The sequence below is a fragment of the Burkholderia sp. NRF60-BP8 genome (assembly GCF_001522585.2).
GTDB lineage: Bacteria > Pseudomonadota > Gammaproteobacteria > Burkholderiales > Burkholderiaceae > Burkholderia.
In genome coordinates, this window is sequence record NZ_CP013372.1 from 992,153 (window position 1) to 1,018,517 (window position 26,365).

Here is a 26,365-nt window from a genome sequence, read left to right on the forward strand (position 1 = left end):
CGGCATGCGTTCAATGCGTCATTCTGGCGAGTCGTCGCGGTGCGGGTAAATAGGACCGGTCTGACATGCGGCGTTCGAGCGCACGCTTGCCGCCTAGCTGCGGCGCCGGTCAGTGCGACTTCGTCGCGATGCGATGGATGCGTGCCGCCTGCGCGACGCGTGCCGGATGCGACGCATGGCAATGTGCGGCCGGTCCGCGGCGCGTGCGCCGGGCGGGCGCGGGCGGATCGGCGGCGGCCGGCGCGGTTGTCGGGATGTCCGCATCGACGCCGGAAGCGGCGACCGCGGCGACTGCCGGCAGCGTCGCCTCGGCGTCGAGCCACGCGCGCGTCGCTTCGGCGATCAGTCCGCGCAGCCACCGACCGCCTTCCGCGCACGATCCGGCTTCGTTCCACGTCATCCGGTACACGATGTCCGGCGGCTCGGCCGGCAGCGCGACCGCGGCGAGCGGCAGCAGCTTCGCGTAGTGCCGCGCGAGCCGGTACGTGGTGGTGAGGATCAGGTCGGTGCGCACGAGCGCATGCGCGGCGAGCTCGAAGTGCGGCAGCGTGACGGCGATGCGCCGCTGCAGGCCCACGCGCTCGAGTTGCCGGTCGATCGCGCCGGACGCTTCGAGCCACGACGGCGTCGGGCACAGCTGCGGCGCCGCCGCGAACCCGGCGGCCGTCATCGCGCCGCGCCGCGCGAGCGGATGCGTCGCGCGCATCAGGCACACGACGCGATCGTCGAACAGGTCGTCCTGCCGGAAGCGCGACCGGCGTGCGGGCCGGTTGTCGATCACGACGTCGAGTTCGCCGTCGGCCAGCGCGCGTTCGTCGTCGAATCCGTCGCCGAGCGGATGAAACACCAGTTGCGCGTTCGGCGCCCGCTCGCGAAACAGCGCGACGAGCTTCGGTACGAACAGCACGTTCAGGTAGTCGGGGCAGCCGATCCGGTAGGTGCGCACCGACGTGCGCGCGTCGAACGTCGGCTGCTGGATGCGGATGAAGTCGATCACGCGCAGCGCGTTGCGCAGCGGCTCGATCAGGCGCGCACCGAATTCGGTCGGCACCATCCCGTAGCGGCTGCGCACCAGCAGCGGGTCGCCGAGCAGCGTGCGCAGGCGCTTGAGCGCGGCGCTCGTCGCCGGCTGCGACATGTTCAGGCGCACGGCCGCACGCGACACGGTGCGCTCGGTCAGCAGCACGAGCAGGATGCGCATCAGCCGTGCATCGAGCACGTCGAGCGCGCCCGCGGCGTCGGGCGCGTCGCGGAGCAGGGGCGGCCGGTCTAGCGGGTTCCGCATGCCGATACGCGTCCCGGCGAGACGGGGCGTGCGCGCCGCACGGTAACCGGCCGGCGGCCCGTCATTTCGCGAAGGTTCCCGGCCAGCCGACGATCCGCTTCGGGCGCGGCGGCGCGTACGTGCGGACCTTCGACGTCTTCAGCTTCAGTCGCACCAGCGACTCGGCGAGCGCGACCGCCGCCGACACGCCGTCGACCACCGGCACGCCCGTGCATTCCTCGATCTGCCGATCGAGGCCGGCCATTCCGCCGCAGCCGAGGCAGATCACTTCCGCGCGATCGTCCCGCACCGCGCGCTGCGCCTCGCCGACGATCGATTCGATCGCGCGGGCCGGGTCCTCCTCGAGCTCCAGCACCGCGAGGCCGCTCGCGCGCACCGACGCGCAGCGCGCATCGAGCCCGGCGAGCTTCAGGCGATCCTCGATCAGCGGCACCGTGCGGTCGAGCGTCGTGACGACCGAGTAGCGATGGCCGAGCAGCATCGCGACGCTGGCGGCCGCTTCGGTGATGTCGACGACGGGCACCGTCAGCAGTTCCTGCAGCCCTTCGCGGCCGTGTTCGCCGTAGCCGGCCTGGATCACCGCATCGTACGGTTCGTCGTAGTTCAACACGCGATCCATCACGGCGATCGCCGCGAGGTAGCTCTCGAAGTTGCCTTCGATCGACTCCGCGCCGAAGCGCGGCGTCAGCCCGACGATCTCCGTGCCGGGCGACGCGGCGGCCTGCGCCTGCGCGGCGATCGCGTCGGTGATCGACTCGGTCGTGTTGACGTTGACTACCAGGATCCTCATCGTGACTCCGTATGCGTGTATGTCAGTGTTGCGCGCAGGCGACCGCGATGTGTTCGCCCGAGCGCGCTTCGTAGTGCCGTTTGCGATCGGCCAGCAGCCAGTACACGCCGCCCGCGATCGCGGCGCCGAGCAGCCACGAGAACGGCGTCATCGCGCCGAAGGCCGGCACGACGGCGAGCGCGATCGAGATCAGCGCGGACGGCACGAGCGCCGCGAGCGCCTTGCGGTTCACGCCGCGCGTGTAGAAGTAGGCGCCGCTCGGCGCTTCGGTATAGAGCTCGGGCACGTTCACGCGCTGCTTGCGCACGAGCCAGTAGTCGACCGTGATGATCCCGTACAGCGGGCCGAGCAGCGCACCGAGGCCGGACAGGAAATAGACGATCACGATCGGGCTGTTGTACAGGTTCCACGGCAGGATCAGCACGGCGATCGTCGCGCTGATCAGGCCCGCGCGGCGGAACGACAGGCGGTGCGGCGCGAGGCTCGTCAGCACGAAGGCCGGCGCGACGAAGTTCGCCATGATGTTCACGGCCACCGTCACGATCAGGAACGCCAGGCAGCCGAGCACGAGGAACAGCTTGTTCGGCACCGTCGCGATGATTTCGGTCGGGCTGTGGATGATGTGGCCGTTCAGCTCGAACTGCGCGCCCGCGAGCACGAAGCTGATCGTCGCGAACACGAGGATGTTGACCGGCAGGCCCCAGAAATTGCCGACGCGCACGGTCTTCGCGCTCGGCGACGAACGCGCGAAATCGCAGAAGTTGAGCACCAGCGTGCCGTAGATCGCGAGCCACAGCGAGCCGCCCGCGAAGATTTCCGTCCACATCTTCAGGCCGGTCATCGGCTTGCCGATCGACATCGCGAGATGGCCGCCGGTGCGGCTGATCATCCATGCGGCGAGCGACAGCGTCGTGACGAGGATCACCGGGCCGGCGAGCCCTTCGTACTTGCGGACCGTTTCCATCCCGTACGTGAGGATGCCGATCTGTACCAGCCAGATCGCGACGAACGTGATCCAGCCGAGCGTCGACAGCCCGAAGATCGCATTCCGGTCGAACGCGGCGAGGCCCGGCCAGATCGCGGTGAGCAGCACGCGCAGCACGACCGACGCGAGATAGGTCTGGATACCGAACCATGCGATCGCGATCACCGCGCGGATCATCGCGGGCAGCAGCGCGCCGTAGATGCCGAAGCTCATCCGGCTGATCACCGGGAACGGCACGCCGGTTTTCTGGCCCATGTAGCCGGTGAGGTTCATGAAGCAGTACACGAGCACCGCGCCGATCGCGAGCGACGCGAGCATCTGCCAGCCCGACAGGCCGAGCGCGAACAATCCGATCGCGAACGAGTAGTTCGCGATGTTGTGCACGTCGTTGGTCCATAGCGCGAAGATGCTGTAGCGGCCCCATGTGCGGCCTTCGGCCTTGGTCGGCGCGAGATCGGGATTGTGCAGCCGCGGGCTCAGCGCGGGATCGCGCGCGGCCGTGTCGTCTCGATGCGATGCGTCGTCCGCGCCGAGCCCGAGGCCCGTGCGGTGAATGGCTTCCAGTTGCACGCCGTTGTCTCCTTCCATGTGCGGGGCGCGAAACCGCGCCGCGGGTGTACGCAGCGCGGGCCGGGCCGCCGTGGACGTTATGTCTCGGATTTGTTCGCGAGTATGGGCGGCCGCCCCGGCGATGGGAAATTAAATATTCGGCTGGGCGTCATTCGAAAAATGAATGCGACGCGCGCGGCCGCGGCGGCGCGGGAAGGCACGCAAATTGCGGGTCGATGGGTTCCATCCACATCGACATCAGCGGAGGTGTCATGCAGCGATATTCATTTCGTCACGTATCGCGAGCCGTCTTCGCCGGCATCCTGATCGCGGGCTTGGCGGCAGGCGCGGGTTGCCAGAAGAAGGGAGACAACGGCGCAGCCAGTTCCGACTCGGGCGCAGCGAGCGGCATGTCGGCCGCGCCTTCGACCGCGCCCTCGGGCATGCCGAGCAGCGGGGCGGCCGGCAGCAGCGGCGATACCGGTGCAAGCATGCCGGGCGCGGCTTCCGGGCCGGCCGGCGCGAGCGGCGGCGGCTGACGCACGGTCGACGGTCGGGCGGGCGGCGCGCGAGCGTGCCGTCCGCCCGCGGGTGCCGTGCCGGCGGCACGCGCGCCGGATGGTGCGCGTGCGGAGCCGTGCGCATGAAAGATTTGCAAGGACCGTTGTAGCGATTTCCTGCCCGGCGGCGCTGGCACGATGCCGGCGCCCGTGGGCCGGCCAAGGAGGTGCGATGCAGAACGCGGAATCGAACCCTACCCCGGAAAAGCAGCGGGAACAGATCGAGAAAAGCCCGGTGAAGACGCCGGCGGCCGGCGACATGCCCGACGCGGCGACCCAGGCCGCGCAGGTCGCGCGGCGTCCGCTGACGCCGGAGGCGGTCGCCGGGAAAATGCCGACCGGCCTGCCGGCGATCGACGTCGACGCGCATGCGGTGGACAGCGGCGATCCGGTACGCCGTGCCGCCGGCCGGATCGTCACGCTCGACAACGCGAACATGGCGATGACCGACAACACGGTCGACGTCGACGGCAAGGGCATGGAGGCCCGCACCGGCGCGTCGGAACTGCAGGACAACGTGATTTATTCGAACGCGTCGCTCGACGAAGCGATCGATACGCCCGACGAAGGGCTCGGCGGGATCGAGAGCCGGCCGTCCGGCAACATGCCGCAGATCGCGACGCGGCCGGGCTGGCGCGTGCGCCATGTCGGCGACGTCGATATCGAGCACGGCGACGGGACGCGCGCCGAGCACGTGATCTGCCTCGAACGGTCCGACGGCTGATCCCGGGATTCGACGCCACGCGGCGGCCGTTGCATGTTGCACCGGCCGCCGCGACCGTTTCCGGCCCTTACTGCGGCCCCAGTTCCTGCGCGGACGTATCGGCGTCGTTGCCCTGCGCGACGAGCACGTGGATATCGTTCGGCGTCACGTCGCCGACCCCGCCCGACGGAATCGTCAGAAGCAGCCAGTCGGCGTTGTTGCCGATGCTGACCGGCGCGGTCTTCAGGATCGGCGACTTGCTGCCGGCCGTCGTGACGATCACCTGGTAGGTGCCGCCGTTCAGGTAGACCGAATCCTGCGTCGTTGCCGGCACGGCGTTCTGGTAGGCCGCGCCCGCCATCGTCGGGCTTTGCGTGGTGATGTCGGTGCCCGGCGGCACGACGTAGACGTCCACGTTCTGCGCATTCGGCGATGCGTTGAAGCTGCGCACGCGCGCCTTGTCCGACAGCAGCCCCTTGTCGTATGGATCGTCGATGACGGAGATCAGCGACGTCGTGCTCGGCAGCGCGATCGTCGTGTAGTGGTGACCGTTCGCCGCGCTGAACGATTGAGACGCGACGGTCGAGGTCGTGCCCGACACGTCGTAGCTCGCGGTCTGCGTGCCCGAATCGATGTCGTGATAGCGCGTCACGCCCTTGTATGCGACGCCCGACTGGTCGATCTTCGCATTCAGGTAGTAGTCGAGGTTCGGGCCGGCCGGCACCGCGTTGATGAAGCGCGCCTGCGGCTTCGAGATGCCGAGTACGGTCCCGGCGTCGTCGCCGCCGCCGCATGCTGCGAGCACGGAAATGACCGAGCACAGGGCCACTATCGTTCGTATTGATTTCATGTCGTCCTCTCGTTCAGGAAACCTGCATTGCGATGCGGGACCGCCGCGCAAAGCACCGCGCGGGTCGCAGCGCCGGTTGGAAGGAAGATGGCTGTCCGCCGGAGGGCGGGCGCGGGGATGACGCAATCGACGTGCCTGCGCGGCGCGAAAATCGGCGAACGGCGGCGGCGTGGCGGCGGGAAGCGCGCACGCGCCGGGAGGGCGGCGTGCGCGGAATGACGCGGGGGACGTTGGGGGCGGACCGCGCTAGCGGCGCGGTTGTAAAAAGGCAGTGTTGCGCGTGCGGCGCGAGGCGTCAGCGGTTCACGAGCCGGGCCGGATAGGCGAGCGCGAGTGCGCAGCCGACCAGCATGCACGCGGCGAAGCCGACCAGCCCTGCGCTTTGCGAATGGAACGTGTCGCGCAGCCAGCCGATGAAGTAGGTGCTGCCGAATCCGCCGAGGTTCGCGATCGAACACGCGAACGCGATGCCGCCGGCGGCGGCCGAGCCCTTCAGGAACGTCGACGGCAGCGCCCACACGACCGGCATCGCGGCGGCCGCGCCGGCGTTGATCAGCGAGAACAGCAGCACCGTGCCGAGCGTGCCGTGCGACGACGAAGCCGCGATCGCCAGCGCGACGGCCGACACCATGAACGGGACGACGATATGCCAGCGGCGCTCGCGCGCGCGATCGGAGCTGGCGCCGCAGTACAGCGTGGCGAGCACGGCGGCGGCGTTCGGGATCACCATCAGCCAGCCGATGTGATACGCGTCCTTCACGCCGGTGTCGCGCAGGATCGTCGGCAGCCAGAAGCTCACCGCATACAGGCCGAGCAGCACGCACAGATCGATCAGGCCGAGTGCCCACACCTTCGGATCGGAGAAGGCCTTGCCGAGCGCGTGGCTCTTGTTGCCGGCCGGATCGGCGTCGAGATTCGCGCGCAGCACCCGCTTCTCGTCGGCGTTCAGCCATTGCGCGGATTCGATGTCGTTGGGCAGCCAGCGCAGCACCGCGAAACCGAGCAGCACCGACGGCAGCGCCTCGAGCAGGAACAGCCACTGCCAGCCGCCGAGCCCGTGCACGCCGTCGAACGCACGCATGATCCAGCCGGAGATCGGGCTGCCGATCATGCTCGACAGCGGCAAGCCGACCATGAACAGCGCGACGATCCGTGCACGACGCGCATCGGGATACCACTGCGTCAGGTACAGCAGCACGCCCGGCAGGAAACCGGCTTCGGCGGCGCCGAGCAGGAAGCGCACGACGTAGAACTGCATCGGCGTCTGCACGAACATCGTCGCGCCGGACAACAGGCCCCACGTGATCATGATCCGCGCGATCCACAGCTTCGCGCCGACGCGCTGCAGCACCAGATTGCTCGGGACTTCGAACAGGATGTAGCCGGCGAAGAACAGGCCGGCGCCGAGGCCGTACACGGTGTCGCTGAACTTCAGCGCATCGAGCATCTGGAGCTTCGCGAGCCCGATGTTGATGCGGTCGAGATAGGCCGCGAAGTAACACAGGCAGAAGAGGGTGATGAGGCGCAGCGTGACCTTGCGATAGAGAGCGCCGTGCAGCGCGTCGTCGGCGGAAACGGCGGCGCTCGGGTGTGCGGTAGACATGGGACTGCCCCTGTTCGAATGTGACGGATGAATGGGTGGCTCGATCGACGCGAGCGGACGTTCCGCTGCGCACTGGAGTCTGTATATCACGTCAAATACATAGCGTACACACTAGAAAATACCGAATCGAACGGGCACGAATCCGGTCGTCGTGTTGTCAGTATAAGACCGGGGAAAGCCACGATTTAAAAGGGCTTATGGACGATATGAAGCATGCGCTGAAAAGGCTGGGGCACGCGTGCCGGTATGCACGAAATTCGTGCGTATGCACTCAAAATTGAAGCGTGTGCACGAAAGCCGGCAGCAGTGCGCGCAGGGGCCTGCGGCAGCCGCCGCGCCGGTGCGCGGCCGGCCCGGCGCGCCGACGCGACGAGCGGGCGACCGTTGCACTCGGGCGACCGTCACGCGCAATCTGCATGCGATGCCGCGAATCGTGATGCACCGCAATGACGCGATCGTTCTGCGCCGGCCGCGTTGATTCGAGGGTGTACACTGCTTGTCTTTCATTTGCATGCGGGCGCGGGCCCGCACTCTCATGGCGTCTTCCAAGGATTCGTACGATTTTCACGATCAGGTCGGGCATCTGCTGCGCCGCGCGTATCAGCGGCACGTGTCGATTTTTCAGGAAGCGATCCCCGATTCGGATCTCACGGCCGCGCAGTTCGTGACGCTGTGCGCGGTCAAGGAACGGCAGGCGTGTTCGCTGAACGACATCGTCAAGGCGACCGCGATCGATCAGGCGACGATTCGCGGCGTCGTCGAGCGCCTGAAGACGCGCGCGCTGATCGAGGTGTTGCCCGACCCGAACGACGGCCGCAAGCTGATCGTGCGCACGACCGCGGCCGGCCTCGCGCTGATCGATCGCACGGTGCCGTTCGCGCGGCAGGTGACGGAGCGCACGTACGGCACGCTCAATCCCGGCGAACGGGTCGCGCTGCAGTTCCTGCTGCGCAAGATGATGGAAGAAGACGGCGACGCGTGACGAGCGGCGCAGGCCACGCTACGTCGCGCCCGCCGTGGCTGATGCGCGGGTCGCGTCGGCGTGCATCAGCCGGCCGGCCTCGCGCAGCGCGGCGCGCACCGTTTCGGGCGTGAACGGCGGCGCGTAGAAGCGTACGCCGGTGGCATCGAACAGCGCGTTCGCGACCGCGGCCGGGCCTGGCACCGATGCCGATTCGCCGGCACCGAGCGGCGGTTCGCCTTGCCTCGGCATCAGCACGACATCGACGTCCGGCACTTCCGCGAACGTCAGGATCGGGTAGCTCGCCCATTCGCGCGACGCGACCTTGCCGTCGGCGAACCGCACGCGCTCCTTCAGCGTGCGGCTCAATACCTGGATCACGTTGCCGTGGATCTGGTGGCGCACGCCGTCCGGGTTGATCATCGTGCCTGTGTCCTGACCGACCGTCACACGTTCGATGCGGATCTCGCCCGACGCGCGATCGACGCTCAGGTCGACGATCCAGGCCGACCACGCCGCGCCGAAGCCGGGGAAGCGGCTGTGCACGTAGCGCGCATACGCGATCCCGCGGCCGCGCACGAGCCGCGATTCGTCGCGTTCGTTCGGCGCGCGCGTGGTCCATCCCGCGCGATCGGCCACCGCCTGCAGCAGCTCGGTCGCACGCGCGTCCTGCAGGTGGCGCAGCCGGAATGCGAGCGGATCGACGCCGGTCAGCGCCGCGCATTCGTCGACGAATGCATCGTGCGCGAACGAGTTCGGCAACGCCGACACGCCGCGCAGCCACGCTGCGCGCACGAGCGGCGCGAGATCCTCGCAGACGAAGCGGCGATGCGGGCTCGCATACGGCGACACGGCCGTACGGTCGCCCATCTCGAACACGCGCGGCTCGGGCGCGATCGCGCCGGTCAGCAGCGCCGCGAGCAGCGGCGCGTCGTTCGACGGGTAGCGCGTCGTGAAGTCGTAGCCGAGCAGGCGGCCGTCGCGCGTGACGGTGCCCGTCACCTGCATCGACTGGCCCGCGCCTTTCGGTTCCCACAGATGCTCGTCCGCGCGCGACAACTGCACGCGCACCGGCCGGCCGACCGCGCGCGACAGCAGCAGCGCGTCGCCGCACACGTCGTCCGCGCCGTTGCGGCCGTAGCAGCCGGCCGCTTCCATCCGCACGACGTCGACGTCGGCTTCGTCGCGCGCGACGAGCGTCGCGAGGTCGTAGCGCAGCGACACGGGGTTCTGCGTGCCGGACCACACGGTGATTCGCCCGTCGCCCGGTGCGCGGTAGTCGGCGAGCGCGCACGACGGGCCGATCGAGCCGTGCATCTGGAACGGCCACGCGTAGGTGCGCGACAGCGTGAGTGTGTCCGGTTCCGTTTGCGCGGCGTCGACGTCGCCTTCGTCGAGCAGTACGCGGCGTCTGGCCTGCGCGGCGGCGATCGCGGCGGCCGGCTCGTCGAGCGACGGCAGCGCGGGAAGCGGCCGCCACGTCACGCGCAACTGGCGCGCGGCGCGGATCGCCTGCTCCTCGCGCTCGGCCACCACGCCGACGAAATCGCCGATCGCGACGACGGCCACGAGCCCCGGCACGTCGGCCACCGACGCGCGATCGACGCCCACGAGCGACGTGCCGACGAACGGACCGCTGTCGTGGCCCGCGTACGGCGGCCGCACGACGCGGCCGTGCAGCATGCCCGGCACGCGCATGTCGTGCACGAACGTGAGCTGGCCGGTCGCTTTCGCGGGCAGGTCGACGCGCGGCGACGAGCGGCCGACGATACGGTATTGGGTCGGGTCCTTCGTGCGGGTGTTCGGGTCGAGCGTCAGCGCGATCCGCTGCCCGGCGACGAGCGCGGCGAACGTCATCGCCTGCCCATCGACTGAAATCGTTCCATCGTCGATGTCCAACTGCGCGGCGTCGACGCCGAGCCGCTCGGCCGCGAGCGCCAGCAGCGCGTGACGGGCCTGCGCGGCCGCGCAGCGCAGCGGCGTCGCGGAAATCTGGATCGTCGCGCTCGCGATGGTCGGGCCCTGGTTCGGTGTCGCGGCCGTGTCGCCGAGCACCATCGTCACGCGCGCGGCCGGCACGTCGAGCTCCTCGGCGACGATCTGCGCGAGCGACGTGCGGATGCCGGTGCCGAGATCGACGTGCCCGTTGAACGCGAGGATGCGGCCGTCGTCGAGAATCGCGACGAAGATTTCGGGCAGCGCCGGCACGTAGGACGACAGGCTGCCCGGCTGACCGGGCGCCGGCTTCACGGGCGGCGCGGGCGGCCGGATCACGGTCAGGCCGCCGGTGCGCGCGAGCAGTTCGGAGCGGTTCACGGGGAGAGGTCCTGTCGAGGGGCGGCGCGGCCGGCGGGCGATGGCGTCGGGAAGCGTTCGGGCGGCGGCGCGCGTGGCGTCAATCTAGGTCGTCAAAAGCGCAGCGTCAATCGCGGGCGACGCGCGATGCACGACGCACGCGCACTCGCGCCGCCCGCGATCCGTCGCGACTCAGCGCGCGCGGGCCTGGACGGCGTCGATCGCCGCGATCGCATCGTCGAGCGGCATCACGGCCGCATATTTCTGCTGCATGTCGAACAGGTTCGCGTCGTGCGGCGCGATCGCGCGATCGCCGACGCAATCGGCGAGCACGAGCGGGCGGAACCCGTGCGACATCGCATCGACGACGCTCGCGCGCACGCAGCCGCTCGTCACGGCGCCGGCGACGAGCAGCGTCTGCACCGCGCGCTGCGCGAGCCACGGCGCGAGCTGCGTGCCGAAGAACGCGGACGGCACGGTCTTGCGCACGACGAGTTCGCCTGGCGCGGGCGTGAGTTCGGGCACGATCGCGCTGTTCGGATGATGCTCGGTCAGCGTCGCCATGCCGGGCACTTTCAGCGAGAACACGTTGTCGTCGCTGCCGTCGTCCGCGTAGACGATGCGGCTGTGCGCGACCGGCCAGCCGCGTTCGCGCGCCAGCGCGAGCGCATGCGTCGTGCGCGCGATCGCCGGCGCGATGTTGCCGCCGCCGAACGTCGCGGGATCGGCGAAGCCGACTACGAAATCGACGATCAGCAGGCCGAGGTTGCCGTGCGGCGGCAGCGGCGTGCCGAAGCCCTGCTGGCGATACACGTTCGCTTCGGCGTGACGGGAAAGATCGTTCATGGTGTCGGGCACTCGTCGGTCAGGCGGGTTGATCGGTCACGCGGCCGTCGCGCACGACGGTCTCGCCGTCGAGCTCGACCGTGCAGCGGCGCAGCGGGATGTCGATGTGGCAGGTGGTCGTGCGGTTGCCGCCGCCTTCGTTGTTCGGGCCGAGCGAGAACAGGAAGTTGCCTTCGAACGCGCGCGCATCCATCCCGATCGTCGCCTCGCGGTCGTAGAGCCCGAGCGTCGACCAGCGTGCGCGCGGCTGCAGCCCCCAGCCGATGTGCGAGATCGCATAGCCTTCGGGGTCGGCGAACGTTTCCATGTAATCGCGCAGCAGGTCGGCGTCGACGCCGCCTTCGATGCGCGTCGCGTAGCCGCCTTCGACGGTGAGCGCGATCGGCTCGCGCACGTAGTGCTTCTGCGGCAGCAGGATGTCGCCGCGATCGATCACGATCGTGCCGTGTGCGGCGCGATCGTTCGGGTAAGTCAGCGCGAAGCCGCTCGGCCAGTGGTCCCAGCGGCCCGGCGCGTCGACGAAGCCGTACTCGGCGGTCGGCGGAAACTCGCCGAGCGGGCATACGAGCGCGGTGCCGGCCGCCGAGTTCACGCGCATCTCGCGCGCGGCCGCGATCTTCTTCGATGCGGCGAGTACGCGCGTGCGGTCGGCCAGGGTCGGCACCATCCGCACGAGCACTTCGGGCGGCTCGACCGCGAGCAGGATCTTCGTGCCCGATTTCAGGATGTCGTGTTGCTCCGGCGAGAACAGCAGCGTCATCAGGTCGAGCACGAGATCGCTCTCGCGCAGCGCGGCGATCGCGGCCTTGTTGCCGGTCAGCGGCGTCGTGCCGAGGTAGGCGAGCGGATCGCGGCTGAACGCCTTGTCGCCGTTGACGGGCGGCAGGTCGAGCCGGTTGACGATCGCGCCCAGAGATTGCGTCGCGATCAGCGCGCACGACAGCGTCTGCGGATGGGTGGCCGCGCTCGTCAGGATCGTGACGGTCTGGCCCGGTTCGAGGCGCGACAGCGTGAGGACCTGCTTCCACGCGTCGATCAGTTGGGTGTCGCTGACTGGCATCGTCGGCTCCGGTAAAGGCGTGAAGGAAATGGGCGGGCGCCGCGCGCTCAGGCCGCGAGCGGTGCGCCGAGGAAATCGCCGAACGCCGCGTAGAAGCCCGCCGCGTTGTCCCACGGGATCATGTGGCCGGCATCCGGCACGCGCACGTGCCGCATCGACGGCGTCGCGCGCTGCAGTTCGGCGACATCGTCGTCGCGCACCACGTCGCCGCGCTCGGCCGTGATCAGCAGCGACGGCACGGCCAGTCGCGCGGCGTCAGCGTGGAAATCGTCGGTGTGGAAGCCTTCGTACGACGTGCGCACCGCGCGCTCGTCGCAGGTATGCAGCCATTCGGCGCGCAATCGCAGTTCGGCATCGGTCCAGGTCGGGCAGAACGCGCGCATGCCTTCGGCGTCCGTGCCGGCGCGCGCGAGCGCCATCGAGTCGATGTACCACGGCAGCTTGCCCGGATAGTCGCGGCGGTTCGGGCCCGACACGGGTGGGTCGACGAGTACGACCGACGCGAGCCCGCGGATGCCGCGCCGGGCCGCGCGCGCGGCGATCCGCGCGCCCATCGAATGGCCGACGAGGCTCGTGCGCGGCAAGTCGAGCGCGGCGACGAACGCCGCGACGTCGTCCGCCTGCGCATCGAGGCTGTAGTCGAGCGCCGGCGATGCTTCCGACAGCCCGCGGCCGCGTACGTCGAGCACGTAGGTGTCGAATGCCGCGCCGAAGGTTTCTCCGACGAAGCCCCAGGTGATCGCGGGGCTCGTGATGCCTGGAATCAGCACGATCGCCGGGCGCGATGCGCGCGCGCCGGTCGCGCCGCCGTAGCGCAGATAGTGCTGGCGGATGCCGTTGGCGCGGACGTTCGCACCGTACAGGAAAGTCGAGGGCATGGGGCGTCTCCGAAGTGGCGGCGGCACTCAGTACGCGCCCGAAAGCAGCGCGCCGGCGCCGGGCACGACCGGCTCGAGATCGAGTTCGCGCAGCATCGCGTAGGTGGTCGCGATCGCGGCGGTGATCACCGGCTTGCCCGTCATCGCCTCGACCTTCGCGACGGCCGGCAGCGACGGCATCTGCACGCACGCGGACAGCACGATCGCATCGGCGTCCCGGTACGGCAGCGTTTTCACGATGTCGGGCAGGCGCGCCGGATCGTGACGGCCGACGTCGAGGTTGTCGGGGATTTCCAGCGCGCGGTAGGCGAGTACGTCGAAGCCTTCGTTGCGGATGTAGTCGACCACCAGCTCGGTGAGCGGCAGCATGTACGGCGCGACGACGACGATCCGCTTCGCGCCGATCACCTTCAGCGCGTCGACGAGTGCACCCGCGCTCGTCAGTACCGGCGCCTGCGCGCCGTTGTCGGCCGTGTGCTTCGTGAGGCGCGCCTGCGACACGCGGTGGTAGCCGTGCCCCATCGCCATGATCGCGACGAGGCACGCGTAGCCGAGCACGTCGACGCGCGCATCGCTCAGTTCCACCGCGCAGCGGTCGGATTCGGCATCCATCGCCGCGAGCTCTTCCTTGACGACCTTCTTCATCCGCATCCGGCTCGAGTGATACGTGAAGCGCTCGGGACGGATTGTTTCGCGCAGCCGCAGCATCGCGGGAATCTCGGTTTCCATCGTCGTGTTGGAACTCGGCACGATCTGGCCGATGCGGTAGGTCTTGCTCATGACGGGAGGCTCCGTGTCGGTGAGGGTGGGGCGGCTCGCGGGCGGGATCGCCGGATGTTGGGCAAAGTCTAGTGTGTACATTTGAAAATGGCAATGGATCAAAATGACGTCAGACATGGTTGTATTGTTATCGTGCGCGGGGTTCAGGCGAATAATTGGTGTTTTCCCGAATGCGGTGGCGTCGATCGACAATCCGCTTGTCCTGAATAAATTGAGTGTGTACGCTACATAAACGCCATTCAATCCGCCCGTCCTCGCGCCGCGTTCGGCAACGGGCCCACGATCAGGAGATCCGCATGAGCAAACCCCGTATCGCAATCATCGGCGCCGGCCTCGGCGGCACGGCCGCTGCGGCGCTGCTGCAGCGCGGCGGTTACGACGTCGCGCTGTACGAGCAGGCGCCCGCGTTCTCGCGTCTCGGCGCGGGCATCCATCTCGGTCCGAACGTGATGAAGATCATGCGGCGCATCGGCTGCGAGGACGCGCTGGAAACGATGGGTTCGCATCCGGATTGCTGGTACAGCCGCGATTGGCAGACGGCCGACGTGCTGTCGCGGATTCCGCTCGGCGACTACGCGCGCAAGACCTACGGCGCGAGCTACCTGACCGTGCATCGCGGCGATTTCCACGCGCTGATGACGCAGGCGGTGACGCCCGGCACGATTCGCTTCGGCAAGCGGCTCGCGGCGGTGGAGGACACCGGCAGCGAGGTGCGCCTCACGTTTGCCGACGGCAGCGTCGAGACGGCCGACATCGCGATCGGCGCGGACGGCGTGAACTCGCGGCTCCGCGAGCATCTGCTCGGTGCGGAACCGCCGCGCTACACCGGTTATGTCGCGCACCGCGCGGTGTTCCCCGCGTCGCTGCTCGGCAACAAGCCGTACGACATGTGCGTGAAGTGGTGGTCGGAGGATCGCCACATGATGGTCTATTACGTGACCGAGAAGCGCGACGAGTACTACTACGTGACGGGGGTGCCGCAGGCCGAGTGGCCGGAAGGCGTGTCGATGGTCGACAGCAGCCGCGACGAGATGCGCGAGGCGTTCGCCGGTTTCCATCCCGACATCCAACACCTGATCGACGTATCGCCGTCGATCACCAAATGGCCGCTGCTCGAACGCGATCCGCTGCCGCTGTGGAGCCGCGGCCGTCTCGTGCTGCTCGGCGACGCGTGCCATCCGATGAAGCCGCACATGGCGCAGGGCGCGGCGATGGCGATCGAGGACGCCGCGATGCTCGCGCGCTGTCTCGACGAAGTCGGCATCGGCGACCATGCGGGCGCGTTCGCGCTGTACGAGGCGAACCGCGCGGCGCGTGCGTCGAAGGTGCAGCTCGTGTCGCACAACAACACGTGGCTGCGCACCAACGAGGATCCGTCGTGGGTGTTCGGGTACGACGTGTTCGACGTGCCGCTCGAGGCGCCGTCGCGCGGCAACGTGGCGGCCGCGGCCTGACGCGCGGCGCCGGTGCCGGTCGGCACTGGGCAGCCGTTTCGCCGGCGCGGGCATCGATGCGTCGCAACGCGCGCATTTCGGCGTGTTATATGTCAGGCGCGTCGGCAGGCGCCAGCCGGCGGTCGTGTCCGCCGCCGGCCGACTCCGGCCCGCACGCCGTATTCCGGATCCATTCATGTCCCATCCCGCTTCTCCGTCGCGGCCGCTGGCGTTTCGCGTGAACGGCACGCCGCATACCTTCGCCGACGCCGCGCCCGACGCGCCGCTGCTGCTGGTCCTGCGCAACGATTGCGCGCTCAACGGTCCGAAATACGGCTGCGGGCTCGGGCAGTGCGGCGCGTGCACGGTGCTCGTCGACGGGCAGGCCACGCGTTCGTGCGTGGTGCCGGCCGCCGCCGCGCACGGACGCGACGTCACGACGCTGGAAGGGCTCGGGTCGTGCGACGCGCCGCATCCGATCCAGCGCGCGTTCATCGACGAGCAGGCCGCGCAATGCGGTTATTGCCTGAACGGAATGATCATGAGCACGAAGGCGCTGCTCGAGCGCAACCCGACACCCGACGATGCGGCGATCCGGGATGCATTGCGTTTCAACCTGTGCCGCTGCGGCACGCATCTGGAGATCATCCGCGCGGTGCGTCGCGCCGCACGCTATCTGCGAGGCGGCGATGAAGCATGATGCGGATTTGCCCGCGGCGCCGGCGTGCGTGACGGAACCGGCGCCGCACGATGAAGCGGCCGCCGACGCATCGCGCCCGCACCGCGCGCGCTACGCGTGGCCGCTCGGCGATGCGCACACGCATGCCTCGTTCGAGATCGAAACCTGGACCGCGCCCGACGGCCGGATGACGGCCTGGCGCTATCGCGCGCAGGCGCCCGGCGCAGGCGCGGGCGATGCTCGCGCAGCGGAGGAACGCGCCGATCCCGGCTCCGCATCGCCATTCGTGTACCGGCACGCGCAGACGTCGATCGAGCTGGCCGATGCAGATGGCGCGATTCCCGGTCACGCGCACGTCTTTGCCCGCGAATCCTTCGTCGACGAACTCGCGGGCGCAATGCGGCGCGATCCGGTCGCGTTGCGGTTGCAGCATCTCGATGCCGCGCGGGACGCGGGCCCGCGCGAAACGATCCGGATGGTCAGCGAACGCGCCGCGTGGGGCGCGCCGGTTGCGGCGCGGGCGAACGCGCCGTCGCGCGTCAGCGGCCGCGGTTTCGCATTCGACGGCGAGCGTGCCGATGCGCGCGCAGCCGCGTCCGGCGACGATGGCGGCCACGAATCGCACTGGTCGGCGTGGATCGTCGATCTCGAGGTCGATTGCGCGACGGGCGATGTCTCGGTGCGGCGCGTCGTGGCCGGGCAGGGTGCCGGCGAGCCGGGCGACGCATCGACGGCGGGCCTGCCGGCGTGGCAGATCGAGGCCGCGATATCGCGCGTGATGGGGGCACGGTTGTCCGCGCGGCCCGCATACGACGAAACCGAGGCCGGCGCGCGGCCCGACGCGTTCGCGCACGAGCTGGTTGCAGTCGATGCAGCCGCGCATCGCGCACACGGCGACCTGTCCGCATACGACGCGCGGCGAATCGAACAGGCGGCCGCACCGGCCGCGGCCGCGATCGCCAACGCGCTGTACGACGCGACCGGCGTGCGTTTTCGTGCGCCGCCGTTCGACGCCGCGCACATTCGCGCCGCGCTCGCGCAACCGGCGCCGGCCGATGTGGATGCCGATGCCGGCGACCGGCCGCGGCCCGCCGCACGCCGCGCATCGCGGTGGCGCCGCTGGCTGGCCGGCGGCGGCATCGGCGGCGTGGTCGGCGGGCTGATCGGGCTCGCGTGCGCGATCCTGCCGGGCCCGGCGCCGATCGCGCCCGTTGCGCCGGGCGGCGTGGACGGCGCGATGTGGAGCGCGGCGACGCTCGAACGCGGCCGCCAGATCGCGCTCGCCGGCGATTGCGCGGTATGCCACACGGCGCCGGGCGGCGCGACCAATGCGGGCGGGCTCGCGCTCGACACGCCGTTCGGCACGATCTACACGACGAATCTCACGCCCGATCCGGAAACCGGCATCGGCGCGTGGTCGTATCCGGCGTTCGCCCGCGCGATGCGCGAAGGCATCTCGCGCGACGGCTCGCACCTGTATCCGGCCTTTCCGTACACCGCGTTCGCGAAGCTGAGCGAGCCCGATCTGCTCGCGCTCTATGCGTACCTGATGTCGCAGCCGGCGGTGAAGCACGAGCCGCCGAAGACGAAGCTGCCGTTCCCGCTCGACCGGCGGGGTCTCGTGGCCGGCTGGAACTGGCTGTTTCACGATGCGCGGCCATTTGCGCCGGACCCGGCGCGCTCGGCGACGTGGAATCGCGGCAAGTATCTGGTCGACGGCGCCGGGCACTGCGGCGCCTGCCACACGCCGCGCAACGCGCTCGGTGCGGAGAAGGGCGGCCTTGCCTACCTGGCGGGCGGCGAAGCGGAAGGATGGGTCGCGCCGCCGCTCGTCGCGTCGCCGGCTTCGCCCGTACCGTGGACCGAAGGCGCGCTGTTCGACTATCTGCGCACGGGGTTCTCGGCGCAGCACGGCGTCGCGGCCGGGCCGATGGCGCCCGTCGTCGCGGGGCTCGCGGCGCTGCCCGAGTCCGACGTGCGGGCGATCGCGCATTATCTGGCGTCGCTGTCGCCGCCCGTCGATGCGGCAGTCGCCGCGGACGCGGCCAGCCGCCACGCGCGCGGCGCGGAAACGATCGCGACGCTCGGCCTCGAGAACGGCCGTCGCGCGTTCGACGCGGCGTGCGCGGTCTGTCACGCGGAATCGGGCGGCGTCGGGCATTTCGGCGTGCGGCCGCTGATGGGGCTCAACACGAGCGTCAGCCAGGCGACGCCGGACAACCTGCTGCGCGTGCTGCACCACGGGATCGACCGGCCGGCCACCGACGGGCTCGGCTACATGCCGGGCTTCGGCGATGCGTTCGACGATCGCCAGATGGCCGAGCTTGCCGCCTACATTCGCGCCCGCTACGCGCCGGGGCAGCCGGCGTGGCGAAACCTCGCTGAAGCGTCCGCGAAAATCCGGCAGGCGGGCGCGCATTGACCGTCGCGCCGGCGTGAGCGCCCCCGCCGGCGGACGCGCCGGGCGAAATGACCTGCCTGACGAAAACGAGGGTCGACGACGGCTGTAAATCTTGCCTGATTCGGCCATCGTTTAACCATTCGAAACAATGTGTTCACCGAAAGGGGCATGATCTCCGGCGATCGAGCAGGCATACTGTCGCCTATGTTGCTCAATGCACGTCGCCCGGCGTGCGCTTGCCCTCCATGTCCATTCCAGTCTCTTTTCGAACCTTGCGATGGTTGACCATTGCGGCTGCTGCATGCTTGCTCGCCGCGTGTTCGACTGCTTCCGACGTGACGGCGACGTCGAACCCGAACGTGTTCACCGTGACGACGCACACGGTCGGCGTGTCGACGACGTGGGCCGACGCCCACGAGAAGGCCGTCAGCGAAGCCACCAACTACTGCACGCAGCGCGGGATGCGCGCGAGCATGAAGCAGGAGTCGCTGAGCGGCGGCCGCCGCATCGACGCACGTTCCGAACTCGCGTTCGAGTGCCATCCGACCTTCGAGACGGCGTCGAACCCGCGCGGTTGACCGAGCGGCGGCATGATGACGCCGCCCGCGTTCTCCTTCCCCCGCATGCAAACCGACCCGCGACGCCATTCGGGCGCATCGCGGGTCGGCGCACGTCCGGCGGCGGCCGGGCGGGTCAGGACGGCTGCGCCTCGTACAGCTTCACGCACGCGGAGAAGTCGAGCGCGCCGAGCCCCTGCTGGCTCATCGACTGATACAGCTGCTGCGCGAGCGCGCCCATCCAGACCGGCTGATGCGCGCTGCGCGCGGCTTCGGTCGCGAGCCCGAGATCCTTCAGCATCAGGTTCGCCGCGAAGCCGCCCGCATAGCCGCGCGCGGCCGGCGCCGTGTCGCTCACGCCCGGATACGGGTTGTACGCATCCGAACTCCAGCAGCGGCCGGTCGACGTGTTGATGATGCCGGCCAGCACGGCCGGCTCGATGCCGAGCGCGGCGCCCAGCGCCATCGCTTCCGCGACGCCCATCATCGAGATCCCGAGCAGCAGGTTGTTGCAGATCTTCGCGATCTGCCCGGTGCCGGTGCCGCCGCAGTGCACGACGTTCTTGCCCATGTCCAGCAGCACCGGGCGGATGCGCTCGAACAGCGCACCGTTCGCGCCGACCATGAAGGTCAGCGTGCCGGCCTGCGCGCCGCCGGTGCCGCCCGATACGGGCGCGTCGGCGAGCGGGAAGTCGCGCTGCGCGGCGGCGTCGGCCACCGCGCGCACGGTGCCGGGATCGATCGTGCTGCAGTCGATCAGCGTCGCGCCGGCGCGCGCGCCGGCCAGCACGCCGTCGTCGCCGAGGTAGACGGCGCGCACGTGCTGCGCGGCCGGCAGCATCGTGATCACGACGGCGCCGCGCGCGGCCGCGTCGCGCGGCGAGCCGGCCGCCGTCGCGCCGGCGCGCACCGCGGCGTCGACCGTGTGCGCGTCGAGGTCGAACACCGTCAGCGCGTGGCCGGCCTTGAGCAGGTTGGCGGCCATGGGGCCGCCCATGTTGCCGAGTCCGATGAATGCAATGTCCATGTCGAGGTTCCCTGTGCGTTGCATCAGCGCAGCGCGATCGTCGTGTTCACGCCGCCGGCCGTCGCGTCGTCGTCGAACCAGCGCGCGGTGACCGTCTTGGTCTGCGTGTAGAACTGCACGACCTGCTTGCCGTACGGGCCGAGATCGCCGAGCTTCGAGCCGCGCGAACCGGTGAAGCTGAAGTAGGGCACCGGCACCGGAATCGGAATGTTGATGCCGACCTGGCCGACGTCGATCTCGCTCTGGAACTTGCGCGCGGCCGCGCCGCTCTGCGTGAACAGGCCCACGCCGTTGCCCATCGGGTTCGCGTTGACGAGCGCGATCGCGTCGTCGAGCGTGTCGGCCTCGAGCACCACCACCACCGGCCCGAAGATTTCTTCGGTGTAGATCGACATGTCGGTCGTCACGCCCGAGAAGATCGTCGGGCCGACGAAGTTGCCCTGCTCGTAGCCGGGCACCTTCACGTCGCGGCCGTCGAGCAGCAACGTCGCGCCTGCTTTCACGCCCGCGTCGATCAGCGACAGGATGCGTTCCTTCGCCGCCTTCGACACGACCGGGCCGACGTCGGTGCCGGCTTCGGCGCCCGCGTTGACCTTCAGCGCCTTCGCCTTGTCGACGAGATCGGGCAGCCAGTCGCGGGCCTTGCCGACCAGCACGACGACCGACGTCGCCATGCAGCGCTGGCCGGCCGCGCCGAAGCCCGCGCCGACGAGCGCGTTGATCGTCTGTTCGCGGTGCGCATCGGGCAGCACGACCGCGTGGTTCTTCGCGCCCATCATCGACTGCACGCGCTTGCCGTGCTGGCTGCCGAGGTTGTACACGTGCGTGCCGACGCGCGTCGAGCCGACGAACGAGATCGCCTTGATGTCCGGGTGCGTGCACAGGCGGTCGACTACCGTCTTGCCGCCGTGCACGACGTTCAGCACGCCTTGCGGCACGCCGGCCTCGATCGCGAGTTCGACGAGCTGCATGGTCGACAGCGGGTCCTGCTCCGACGGCTTCAGCACGAACGTGTTGCCGCATACGATCGCCATCGGGAACATCCACAGCGGGATCATCCCGGGGAAATTGAACGGCGTGATACCCGCGCACACGCCGATCGGCTGGCGCAGCGTGTAGGTGTCGACGCCGCCCGCGACGTTCTCCGCGAATTCGCCTTGCTGCAGCGTGCCGATCGAGCATGCGTGCTCGACCACTTCGAGGCCGCGGAAGATGTCGCCCTGCGCATCGGGCAGCGTCTTGCCTTGTTCGGCCGTCAACGTATGCGCGATCCGTTCGAGATTGCGGCGCACCAGATCCTGGAACTTCAGCATGATGCGCAGCCGCGCGCCGATCGGCGTCGTCTTCCAGGTCTGGAACGCGCGCTGCGCGGACGCGATCGCGGCATCGACCTCGTCGAGCGTCGCATACGGCACGCGGCCGATGAGTTCCTGCGTCGCGGGGTTGACGATGTCGCCCCATTCGGCGCTTTGCGAATCGACGAACGCGCCGTCGATCAGCAGCTTGGCGGTGGGCAGGGCGAGGGTGGTCTGGGGAACTGCGGCGTTCATGGAACTCTCCGGGAATCGGTGGTGCGAAGGAAAAGAGGGCTGCGTCCGCCGCGCGTGCGGCCACGGCGGACGGCAGGTCGAACTGAAATCGGACGAATGCGTGCGGCGGACTAGGTGCGCGCCGGACGCATCAGCGCGGTACACGCGAGTGCGAACACGCCGAAGCCGACGAGGTACGCGATCACGTAGTGCGGCTGGCCGCCGCCGGCCTTGAGCAGCGACGTCGCGATCATCGGCGCGAAGCCGCCGCCGATCACGCCGGCCAGCTGCACCGACAGCGAGATGCCGCTGTAGCGGATTTCCGCCGGGAACTGCTGCGCGAACAGCAGCGATTCCGGCGCGTAGAGGATCGGGAACACGACGCCGAGGCCGAGCACGATCGCCCACCATGCGTACGACGTCTGCTGCGTGCCGAGCATCGTGAAGAACGGCGCGGCGAACGCGCACATCAGCACGAGGCCGAGCGCGAACATCCGGCGCTGGCCGATGCGGTCGCTCAGATGCCCGCACAGCGGCATCGTGACGAGCGACAGCACCGCGCCGGCCGTGATCGCATGCAGCATCTCGGCTTTGGGCAAATGCAGTTGCTGGGTCGCGTAAGCGAGCGCGAACGTGACGACCATGTAGAACCAGGTGTTCTCGGCCGCGCGCGCGCCGACGATCGTCAGCACTTCGCGCGGATGGCGGCGCAGCGCGGCCGTCACCGGCGATTTCTCGGCCTTGCCTTGGCGCTGCATCTTCTCGAAGTCGGGCGACTCCGGCACCTTCGCGCGGATGAACCAGCCGAGGCCGACGAGCGCGATGCTCGCGAGGAACGGCACGCGCCAGCCCCACGACAGCATGTCGGCTTCCGGCAGCGCGGCCACCGCGGCCATCGCCACCGACGACAGGATCAGGCCGAGCCCGACGCCCGTCTGCGGCAGGCTGCCGAACAGCCCCTTGCGGCCCTTCGGCGCGTGCTCGACGGCCATCAACACCGCGCCGCCCCATTCGCCGCCGACGGCCATCCCCTGCAGGAAGCGCATCGCGATCAGCAGCGCGGCGGCCCAGTAGCCGATGCGGTCGTACGACGGGATCATCCCGATGATCATGCTCGGCACGCCCATCAGCAGCAGCGTGATCATCAGCATCGACTTGCGGCCGATGCGGTCGCCGAAGTGGCCGAACACGATGCCGCCCATCGGCCGCCCGATGAAGCCGACCGCGAACGTGCCGAATGCGGCGAGCGTGCCGACGACCGGGTCCAGCGACGGGAAGAAGATGCGGTTGAACACGAGCGCGGCGGCCGTGCCGTAGAGGAAGAAGTCGTACCACTCGATCGTCGTGCCGGCCATGCTGGCCCAGCCGGCCAGCAGGTAGTGCTTCGCGGTGCGTTCGGGGGCCGGCGTTGCGACTGCCGCATGCTCGTCGAGGGTGGATCGGGTCTGCATGGTGTCTCCGTGGTAGTTATTGCCGCGGCTCGTGGTCCGCAGGTCACGGTCGAGTATAGTTATGCGCAGATTCACGATGTACCGATAAAGAAACCGGTTGGATGTGCATTTATGCATATCGACGACCGGCCCGGAGACGCCCGCCTTTTCCTTCGCCGATGCGACATGCCACCGAGCCGGTTTCCGGCAACCTGAACTGGGACGACCTGCGCTTTTTCCTCGAGGTTGCGCGCACGCAGCGCGCGAGCGGCGCCGCGAAGCGGCTCGGCGTCGACTACACGACCGTCGCGCGGCGCATCCGCGCGCTCGAGGCCGCGATGGGCACGCTGCTGTTCGACAAGTCGCGCTCCGGCGGCTTCGCGCTGACGGCCGAAGGGCAGCGGCTCGTCGCGTATGCGGATGCGATGGAGACGACCGTGCAGTCCGCGTGCGACCAGATCGCGAATACCGGCGAGGCGCTGTCGGGCCACGTGCGGATCGGGTCGACCGAAGGGTTCGGCTGCTTTTTCCTCGCGCCGCAGCTCGCGCGGTTCCGCGCCGCGCATCCGCACGTGACGGTCGACCTGCTGCCGGTGCCGCATTTCGTCAACCTGCCCAAGCGCGAGGCCGATCTCGCGATCACGCTCGAGCGGCCCGAACGCGGGCCTTACGTGGTCACGAAGCTGTGCGACTACCAGTTGCGGCTCTATGCGACGCGCGACTATCTGGCGAACCACGCGCCGATCACGTGTACGGACGATCTCGCGCAGCACGCGTTCATCAGCTACGTCGACGATCTCGCGTTCAGCAACGAGCTGCTGTACCTGGACCGCGCGGTGCCCGGCGCGACGGCCGGTTTGCGCACGACCAGCGTGATCGCGCAGTATTTCGCGGCGCTGCAGGGCGGCGGCCTCGCGATCCTGCCGTGTTTCATGGCGGCCGCGCAGCCGGCGCTCGCGCCCGTGCTGCCGAATGATGTAGTCGTCACGCGGTGTTTCTGGCTGACGTGCCGCGAGGATCTGCGCAAGCTGCGGCGCGTGACCGCGCTGTGGGATTACCTGCGTGCGGCGGCGGACGCGAATCGCGCGTTGCTGTCGGGGGAGTCGGGGATGCTGCGCTTCGTCGGCGAGCCGGAATAGCGGTCGAAGGGCGGGGCGCGACGGCGACGCGGCGATCGATCTGGATGACAACACGGCCGGCGGCGATTCGACCGGCTAGCGGGGAGAAGGCAAATGGCTTTGACGCATGCGGGCAAGGTTTTCGTGGTGTGCGTGGTGGTATTCGGCGTGACCGCCTATTGGCTCGCGTCGCGCATGGTGCGCCGACAGACGGGCGGCAAGCGCGGCTCCGGCGGCGCGGTCGCGTTCTGGTGGCTCGTATGTTTTTGCCTGGTGTCGCTGTTGTTCCCGTTCGTGTACTGGATCGGCGACGAGCTCTACGCACTGACGGTATCGCCGAAATACGAAGCGACCGTCGTGTCCTACCAGTCCGAGTGGGATACCTGCGAGCGCCGCGACAGTTCGGGGCGAACCTCGTCGTACCGGTGCATCAAGTACACGTCGATCCTGGAAGCCGTGATGCCGGATGGCGAACGCATCGTGCTGCCGGGCAACATCCGTTCGGGGGCCGTGCCCGAAATCGGCGAGAAGATCGATGTCGTGTTGCCGCAAGGGGCTCATCAGTGGCACGAACGCAGCGTGCGGAGTATCGGGCTGCTGGCCGGCGGCACGGTGATGGTCGCGATCATCGGGTATTTCGTGTACCTGATCGCGGCGTACGGGGCCGGGAAGAAGATCGACGGCGCGGCACGCTTTGGCGTGGCGGCGGTGCTGAACGGGCTCGTGCCGCTCGGTGCGCTGCTGATGGAACTCGCCTTGCTGAGCGTGCCGTACCGTTACTGGGCGCACGGGAATCCGCAGCGATGGCCGGTGTGGGTGCTCGCGCTGTGCCTGCTGTTCGCGCTGGCGCTGCTGCCGTTGCTGCTCATCTACGCGCGAACCGCGTGGCGGGCGGTGGTGAAGTAGCGGAGGCGCGGCATGCCTGTACCGCGCCTCGCGAGCGCGGCGCGGGGGCAGGTCGCGTCGCCGGCGCTCAACCCGTGCAGCCCAGCCGATCCGCCAGCTCGTTCAGATCCCTGACGTCGAAATCCCACGCTTCGTCGGCTTGCAGGTCGGTCGTCTGGCCGGGCCCGTGTTCGGTCGGCCGCAGCACGAACGCGGTCGACAGCCCGAGCCGGCGCGCGGCCGCGAGATCGCCGTTGTGCGCGGCCACCAGGCACAGCTCGGCCGGCGCGAGACCGAGAATCTCGACCGCTTCGGTATAGACGGCCGGCGATGGCTTGTACGCGCGCGCCACCTCGGCGCCGAGAATCGCGTCCCACGGCAACCCGCCGTGTTTCGCGACGTCGACCATCAGCCGGATGTTGCCGTTCGACAGCGGCGCGATGATGTAGCGTCGCTTCAGACGCTGCAGCCCGGCGACGGCATCGGGCCACGGATCGAGCCGATGCCATGCGAGATTCAGTGCGTCGATGTCGGCATCGGGCACGTCGTCGATGCCGAAGCGGTCGAGCGTGCGCACGAGGTTCTCGCGATGCAGCACGTCGAGCCGCACGTAGCGGCGGCGCCCGCTGCGGATTTCTTCCATCGACGGCGAATACTCGGCGCGCCACGCATCGGCGAACGCGAACGGGTCGAGCGTCGGCGCGTGGCGCGCCAGGAATGCGGCGGCACCGCGTGCGACACCGCTTCTCCAGTCGACGATCGTTCCGAAGACATCGAAAACGAGCGCCTTGATTTCGGCAGGATTCGTCATGGTGATCCAGTGAAGGTCGTTCGATGAGGGGTCACATCGCCGTGCCGCCGGATGGCGCGACGTCGGTTCGATCGACATTGAATCACGGATACGAAAACGCGGCCCGGGAGGCCGCGATGCGTGGCTCGGTATTTCCGTCGCGGTGCGGGTCGCTGCCGCGGCTGCGTGGCCGAGCACATCCGGAAGGATCGACGGGCGGCGCGCCTGCGCCTTCGTGCAGCGCAGCAACCCTGTCGTCGCACCGGCCGCCGCCCGCGAGCCGCGCGGCAACCGAGCGTATCCCCTGATGCAAGCAGGCACGCCGGTTGTGCCGGATTGGTGTTAAATACATTTCGGCGCGCCCAGGCACG

General features: G+C 69.2%; 23 protein-coding genes. 8 read left to right on the forward strand and 15 right to left on the reverse strand.

Translation table 11 applies throughout. The features are described 5' to 3' along the window. Window positions 1-109: 109 nt before the first annotated feature. The 4 genes from WS54_RS04615 to WS54_RS04635 form a co-directional block, all read right to left on the reverse strand. A complete protein-coding gene (locus tag WS54_RS04615) occupies window positions 110-1,285 on the reverse strand; it encodes a LysR family transcriptional regulator (protein WP_059783918.1) in 1,176 nt (391 codons plus the stop codon). Window positions 1,286-1,346: 61 nt separating this feature from the next. After that, window positions 1,347-2,075, reverse strand: coding sequence for an aspartate/glutamate racemase family protein (locus tag WS54_RS04620; protein ID WP_034205121.1), 729 nt, complete (start codon window positions 2,073-2,075; stop codon window positions 1,347-1,349). Between the two features lie 22 nt (window positions 2,076-2,097). Continuing rightward, window positions 2,098-3,648, reverse strand: coding sequence for an NCS1 family nucleobase:cation symporter-1 (locus WS54_RS04625; protein ID WP_034205120.1), 1,551 nt, complete (start codon window positions 3,646-3,648; stop codon window positions 2,098-2,100). Between the two features lie 253 nt (window positions 3,649-3,901). Further along, window positions 3,902-4,153, reverse strand: coding sequence for a hypothetical protein (locus WS54_RS04635; protein WP_236872757.1), 252 nt, complete (start codon window positions 4,151-4,153; stop codon window positions 3,902-3,904). Window positions 4,154-4,341: 188 nt separating this feature from the next. On the opposite strand from WS54_RS04635, the gene WS54_RS04640 reads away from it, so the two are divergent. Then, window positions 4,342-4,893, forward strand: coding sequence for a DUF3005 domain-containing protein (locus WS54_RS04640; protein ID WP_059783914.1), 552 nt, complete (start codon window positions 4,342-4,344; stop codon window positions 4,891-4,893). A 67-nt stretch (window positions 4,894-4,960) separates the two neighbouring features. Here WS54_RS04640 and WS54_RS04645 read toward each other — a convergent pair whose 3' ends face one another. Both WS54_RS04645 and WS54_RS04650 read right to left on the reverse strand, forming a co-directional pair. Continuing rightward, window positions 4,961-5,722 carry a DUF4397 domain-containing protein gene (locus WS54_RS04645; RefSeq protein ID WP_034205117.1) on the reverse strand — a complete coding sequence of 254 codons (762 nt, stop codon included), beginning with the start codon at window positions 5,720-5,722 and terminating at the stop codon, window positions 4,961-4,963. A 295-nt stretch (window positions 5,723-6,017) separates the two neighbouring features. Beyond that, entirely contained in the window at window positions 6,018-7,325 is a 1,308-nt protein-coding gene (locus WS54_RS04650) for an MFS transporter (protein WP_059783912.1), read from the reverse strand. Window positions 7,326-7,860: 535 nt separating this feature from the next. Between WS54_RS04650 and WS54_RS04660 the strand changes: the two genes are divergently transcribed. Continuing rightward, window positions 7,861-8,307, forward strand: a complete 447-nt coding sequence (locus WS54_RS04660; protein ID WP_034205115.1) for a MarR family winged helix-turn-helix transcriptional regulator — start codon at window positions 7,861-7,863, stop codon at window positions 8,305-8,307. 18 nt (window positions 8,308-8,325) lie between these two features. On the opposite strand, the gene WS54_RS04665 is transcribed toward WS54_RS04660, so the two are convergent. The 5 genes from WS54_RS04665 to WS54_RS04685 all read right to left on the reverse strand — a co-directional run bounded on the left by WS54_RS04665 (window position 8,326) and on the right by WS54_RS04685 (window position 14,145). Further along, window positions 8,326-10,602, reverse strand: coding sequence for a xanthine dehydrogenase family protein molybdopterin-binding subunit (locus WS54_RS04665; protein ID WP_059783909.1), 2,277 nt, complete (start codon window positions 10,600-10,602; stop codon window positions 8,326-8,328). Between the two features lie 171 nt (window positions 10,603-10,773). Next, the gene (locus WS54_RS04670; RefSeq protein ID WP_006483545.1) at window positions 10,774-11,427 is read right to left on the reverse strand and encodes an isochorismatase family protein; all 654 of its coding nucleotides are present in this window, start codon (window positions 11,425-11,427) and stop codon (window positions 10,774-10,776) included. A 19-nt stretch (window positions 11,428-11,446) separates the two neighbouring features. Next, window positions 11,447-12,487, reverse strand: coding sequence for a hypothetical protein (locus WS54_RS04675; RefSeq protein ID WP_059783907.1), 1,041 nt, complete (start codon window positions 12,485-12,487; stop codon window positions 11,447-11,449). A 47-nt stretch (window positions 12,488-12,534) separates the two neighbouring features. After that, complete coding sequence (locus tag WS54_RS04680) at window positions 12,535-13,365, reverse strand: alpha/beta fold hydrolase (protein WP_059783905.1); 831 nt, start codon at window positions 13,363-13,365, stop codon at window positions 12,535-12,537. 27 nt (window positions 13,366-13,392) lie between these two features. Continuing rightward, complete coding sequence (locus tag WS54_RS04685) at window positions 13,393-14,145, reverse strand: maleate cis-trans isomerase family protein (RefSeq protein ID WP_034205111.1); 753 nt, start codon at window positions 14,143-14,145, stop codon at window positions 13,393-13,395. Between the two features lie 296 nt (window positions 14,146-14,441). Here WS54_RS04685 and WS54_RS04690 point away from each other — a divergent pair, with 296 nt between their 5' ends. From WS54_RS04690 to WS54_RS04705, 4 genes are all read left to right on the forward strand, one after another. Then, window positions 14,442-15,599, forward strand: coding sequence for an FAD-dependent monooxygenase (locus tag WS54_RS04690; protein WP_059783903.1), 1,158 nt, complete (start codon window positions 14,442-14,444; stop codon window positions 15,597-15,599). A 175-nt stretch (window positions 15,600-15,774) separates the two neighbouring features. Continuing rightward, window positions 15,775-16,278, forward strand: a complete 504-nt coding sequence (locus tag WS54_RS04695) for a (2Fe-2S)-binding protein (RefSeq protein WP_059783902.1) — start codon at window positions 15,775-15,777, stop codon at window positions 16,276-16,278. After that, window positions 16,268-18,679 carry a c-type cytochrome gene (locus WS54_RS04700; RefSeq protein WP_059783900.1) on the forward strand — a complete coding sequence of 804 codons (2,412 nt, stop codon included), beginning with the start codon at window positions 16,268-16,270 and terminating at the stop codon, window positions 18,677-18,679. Before WS54_RS04695 ends, WS54_RS04700 begins: the two co-directional genes overlap by 11 nt. A 224-nt stretch (window positions 18,680-18,903) precedes the next feature. Then, entirely contained in the window at window positions 18,904-19,236 is a 333-nt protein-coding gene (locus WS54_RS04705; protein ID WP_034205107.1) for a hypothetical protein, read from the forward strand. Between the two features lie 115 nt (window positions 19,237-19,351). On the opposite strand, the gene mmsB is transcribed toward WS54_RS04705, so the two are convergent. From mmsB to WS54_RS04720, 3 genes are all read right to left on the reverse strand, one after another. Next, window positions 19,352-20,242: a 3-hydroxyisobutyrate dehydrogenase gene (gene mmsB, locus WS54_RS04710; protein WP_059783898.1), complete on the reverse strand. Its 891-nt coding sequence runs from the start codon at window positions 20,240-20,242 to the stop codon at window positions 19,352-19,354. Between the two features lie 23 nt (window positions 20,243-20,265). Next, the gene (locus WS54_RS04715) at window positions 20,266-21,792 is read right to left on the reverse strand and encodes a CoA-acylating methylmalonate-semialdehyde dehydrogenase (protein ID WP_059783896.1); all 1,527 of its coding nucleotides are present in this window, start codon (window positions 21,790-21,792) and stop codon (window positions 20,266-20,268) included. 110 nt (window positions 21,793-21,902) lie between these two features. Next, window positions 21,903-23,222, reverse strand: a complete 1,320-nt coding sequence (locus WS54_RS04720; protein ID WP_059783894.1) for an MFS transporter — start codon at window positions 23,220-23,222, stop codon at window positions 21,903-21,905. A gap of 158 nt (window positions 23,223-23,380) precedes the next feature. Between WS54_RS04720 and WS54_RS04725 the strand changes: the two genes are divergently transcribed. After that, window positions 23,381-24,340, forward strand: coding sequence for a LysR family transcriptional regulator (locus WS54_RS04725; protein WP_059783892.1), 960 nt, complete (start codon window positions 23,381-23,383; stop codon window positions 24,338-24,340). A 93-nt stretch (window positions 24,341-24,433) separates the two neighbouring features. Next, window positions 24,434-25,225: a hypothetical protein gene (locus WS54_RS04730; RefSeq protein WP_059783891.1), complete on the forward strand. Its 792-nt coding sequence runs from the start codon at window positions 24,434-24,436 to the stop codon at window positions 25,223-25,225. A 67-nt stretch (window positions 25,226-25,292) separates the two neighbouring features. On the opposite strand, the gene WS54_RS04735 is transcribed toward WS54_RS04730, so the two are convergent. Next, window positions 25,293-26,015 (reverse strand): haloacid dehalogenase type II, encoded by a 723-nt coding sequence (locus WS54_RS04735; protein ID WP_034205102.1) that lies wholly within the window; start codon window positions 26,013-26,015, stop codon window positions 25,293-25,295. Window positions 26,016-26,365: the final 350 nt, after the last annotated feature.

Bases quoted from the DNA above. Each gene is read 5' to 3' on its own strand.
- WS54_RS04670 (WP_006483545.1), bottom strand. From the start codon at position 11,427: ATGAACGATCTTTCCCGTCACGCCGAAGCGAACGTGTATCGCCAGCAG.
- mmsB (WP_059783898.1), bottom strand. From the start codon at position 20,242: ATGGACATTGCATTCATCGGACTCGGCAACATGGGCGGCCCCATGGCC.
- WS54_RS04660 (WP_034205115.1), top strand. From the start codon at position 7,861: ATGGCGTCTTCCAAGGATTCGTACGATTTTCACGATCAGGTCGGGCAT.
- WS54_RS04620 (WP_034205121.1), bottom strand. From the start codon at position 2,075: ATGAGGATCCTGGTAGTCAACGTCAACACGACCGAGTCGATCACCGAC.
- WS54_RS04715 (WP_059783896.1), bottom strand. From the start codon at position 21,792: ATGAACGCCGCAGTTCCCCAGACCACCCTCGCCCTGCCCACCGCCAAG.
- WS54_RS04685 (WP_034205111.1), bottom strand. From the start codon at position 14,145: ATGAGCAAGACCTACCGCATCGGCCAGATCGTGCCGAGTTCCAACACG.
- WS54_RS04700 (WP_059783900.1), top strand. From the start codon at position 16,268: ATGAAGCATGATGCGGATTTGCCCGCGGCGCCGGCGTGCGTGACGGAA.
- WS54_RS04705 (WP_034205107.1), top strand. From the start codon at position 18,904: ATGTCCATTCCAGTCTCTTTTCGAACCTTGCGATGGTTGACCATTGCG.
- WS54_RS04675 (WP_059783907.1), bottom strand. From the start codon at position 12,487: ATGCCAGTCAGCGACACCCAACTGATCGACGCGTGGAAGCAGGTCCTC.
- WS54_RS04615 (WP_059783918.1), bottom strand. From the start codon at position 1,285: ATGCGGAACCCGCTAGACCGGCCGCCCCTGCTCCGCGACGCGCCCGAC.
- WS54_RS04625 (WP_034205120.1), bottom strand. From the start codon at position 3,648: ATGGAAGGAGACAACGGCGTGCAACTGGAAGCCATTCACCGCACGGGC.
- WS54_RS04725 (WP_059783892.1), top strand. From the start codon at position 23,381: ATGCGACATGCCACCGAGCCGGTTTCCGGCAACCTGAACTGGGACGAC.
- WS54_RS04640 (WP_059783914.1), top strand. From the start codon at position 4,342: ATGCAGAACGCGGAATCGAACCCTACCCCGGAAAAGCAGCGGGAACAG.
- WS54_RS04735 (WP_034205102.1), bottom strand. From the start codon at position 26,015: ATGACGAATCCTGCCGAAATCAAGGCGCTCGTTTTCGATGTCTTCGGA.
- WS54_RS04690 (WP_059783903.1), top strand. From the start codon at position 14,442: ATGAGCAAACCCCGTATCGCAATCATCGGCGCCGGCCTCGGCGGCACG.
- WS54_RS04680 (WP_059783905.1), bottom strand. From the start codon at position 13,365: ATGCCCTCGACTTTCCTGTACGGTGCGAACGTCCGCGCCAACGGCATC.
- WS54_RS04645 (WP_034205117.1), bottom strand. From the start codon at position 5,722: ATGAAATCAATACGAACGATAGTGGCCCTGTGCTCGGTCATTTCCGTG.
- WS54_RS04720 (WP_059783894.1), bottom strand. From the start codon at position 23,222: ATGCAGACCCGATCCACCCTCGACGAGCATGCGGCAGTCGCAACGCCG.
- WS54_RS04650 (WP_059783912.1), bottom strand. From the start codon at position 7,325: ATGTCTACCGCACACCCGAGCGCCGCCGTTTCCGCCGACGACGCGCTG.
- WS54_RS04695 (WP_059783902.1), top strand. From the start codon at position 15,775: ATGTCCCATCCCGCTTCTCCGTCGCGGCCGCTGGCGTTTCGCGTGAAC.
- WS54_RS04730 (WP_059783891.1), top strand. From the start codon at position 24,434: ATGGCTTTGACGCATGCGGGCAAGGTTTTCGTGGTGTGCGTGGTGGTA.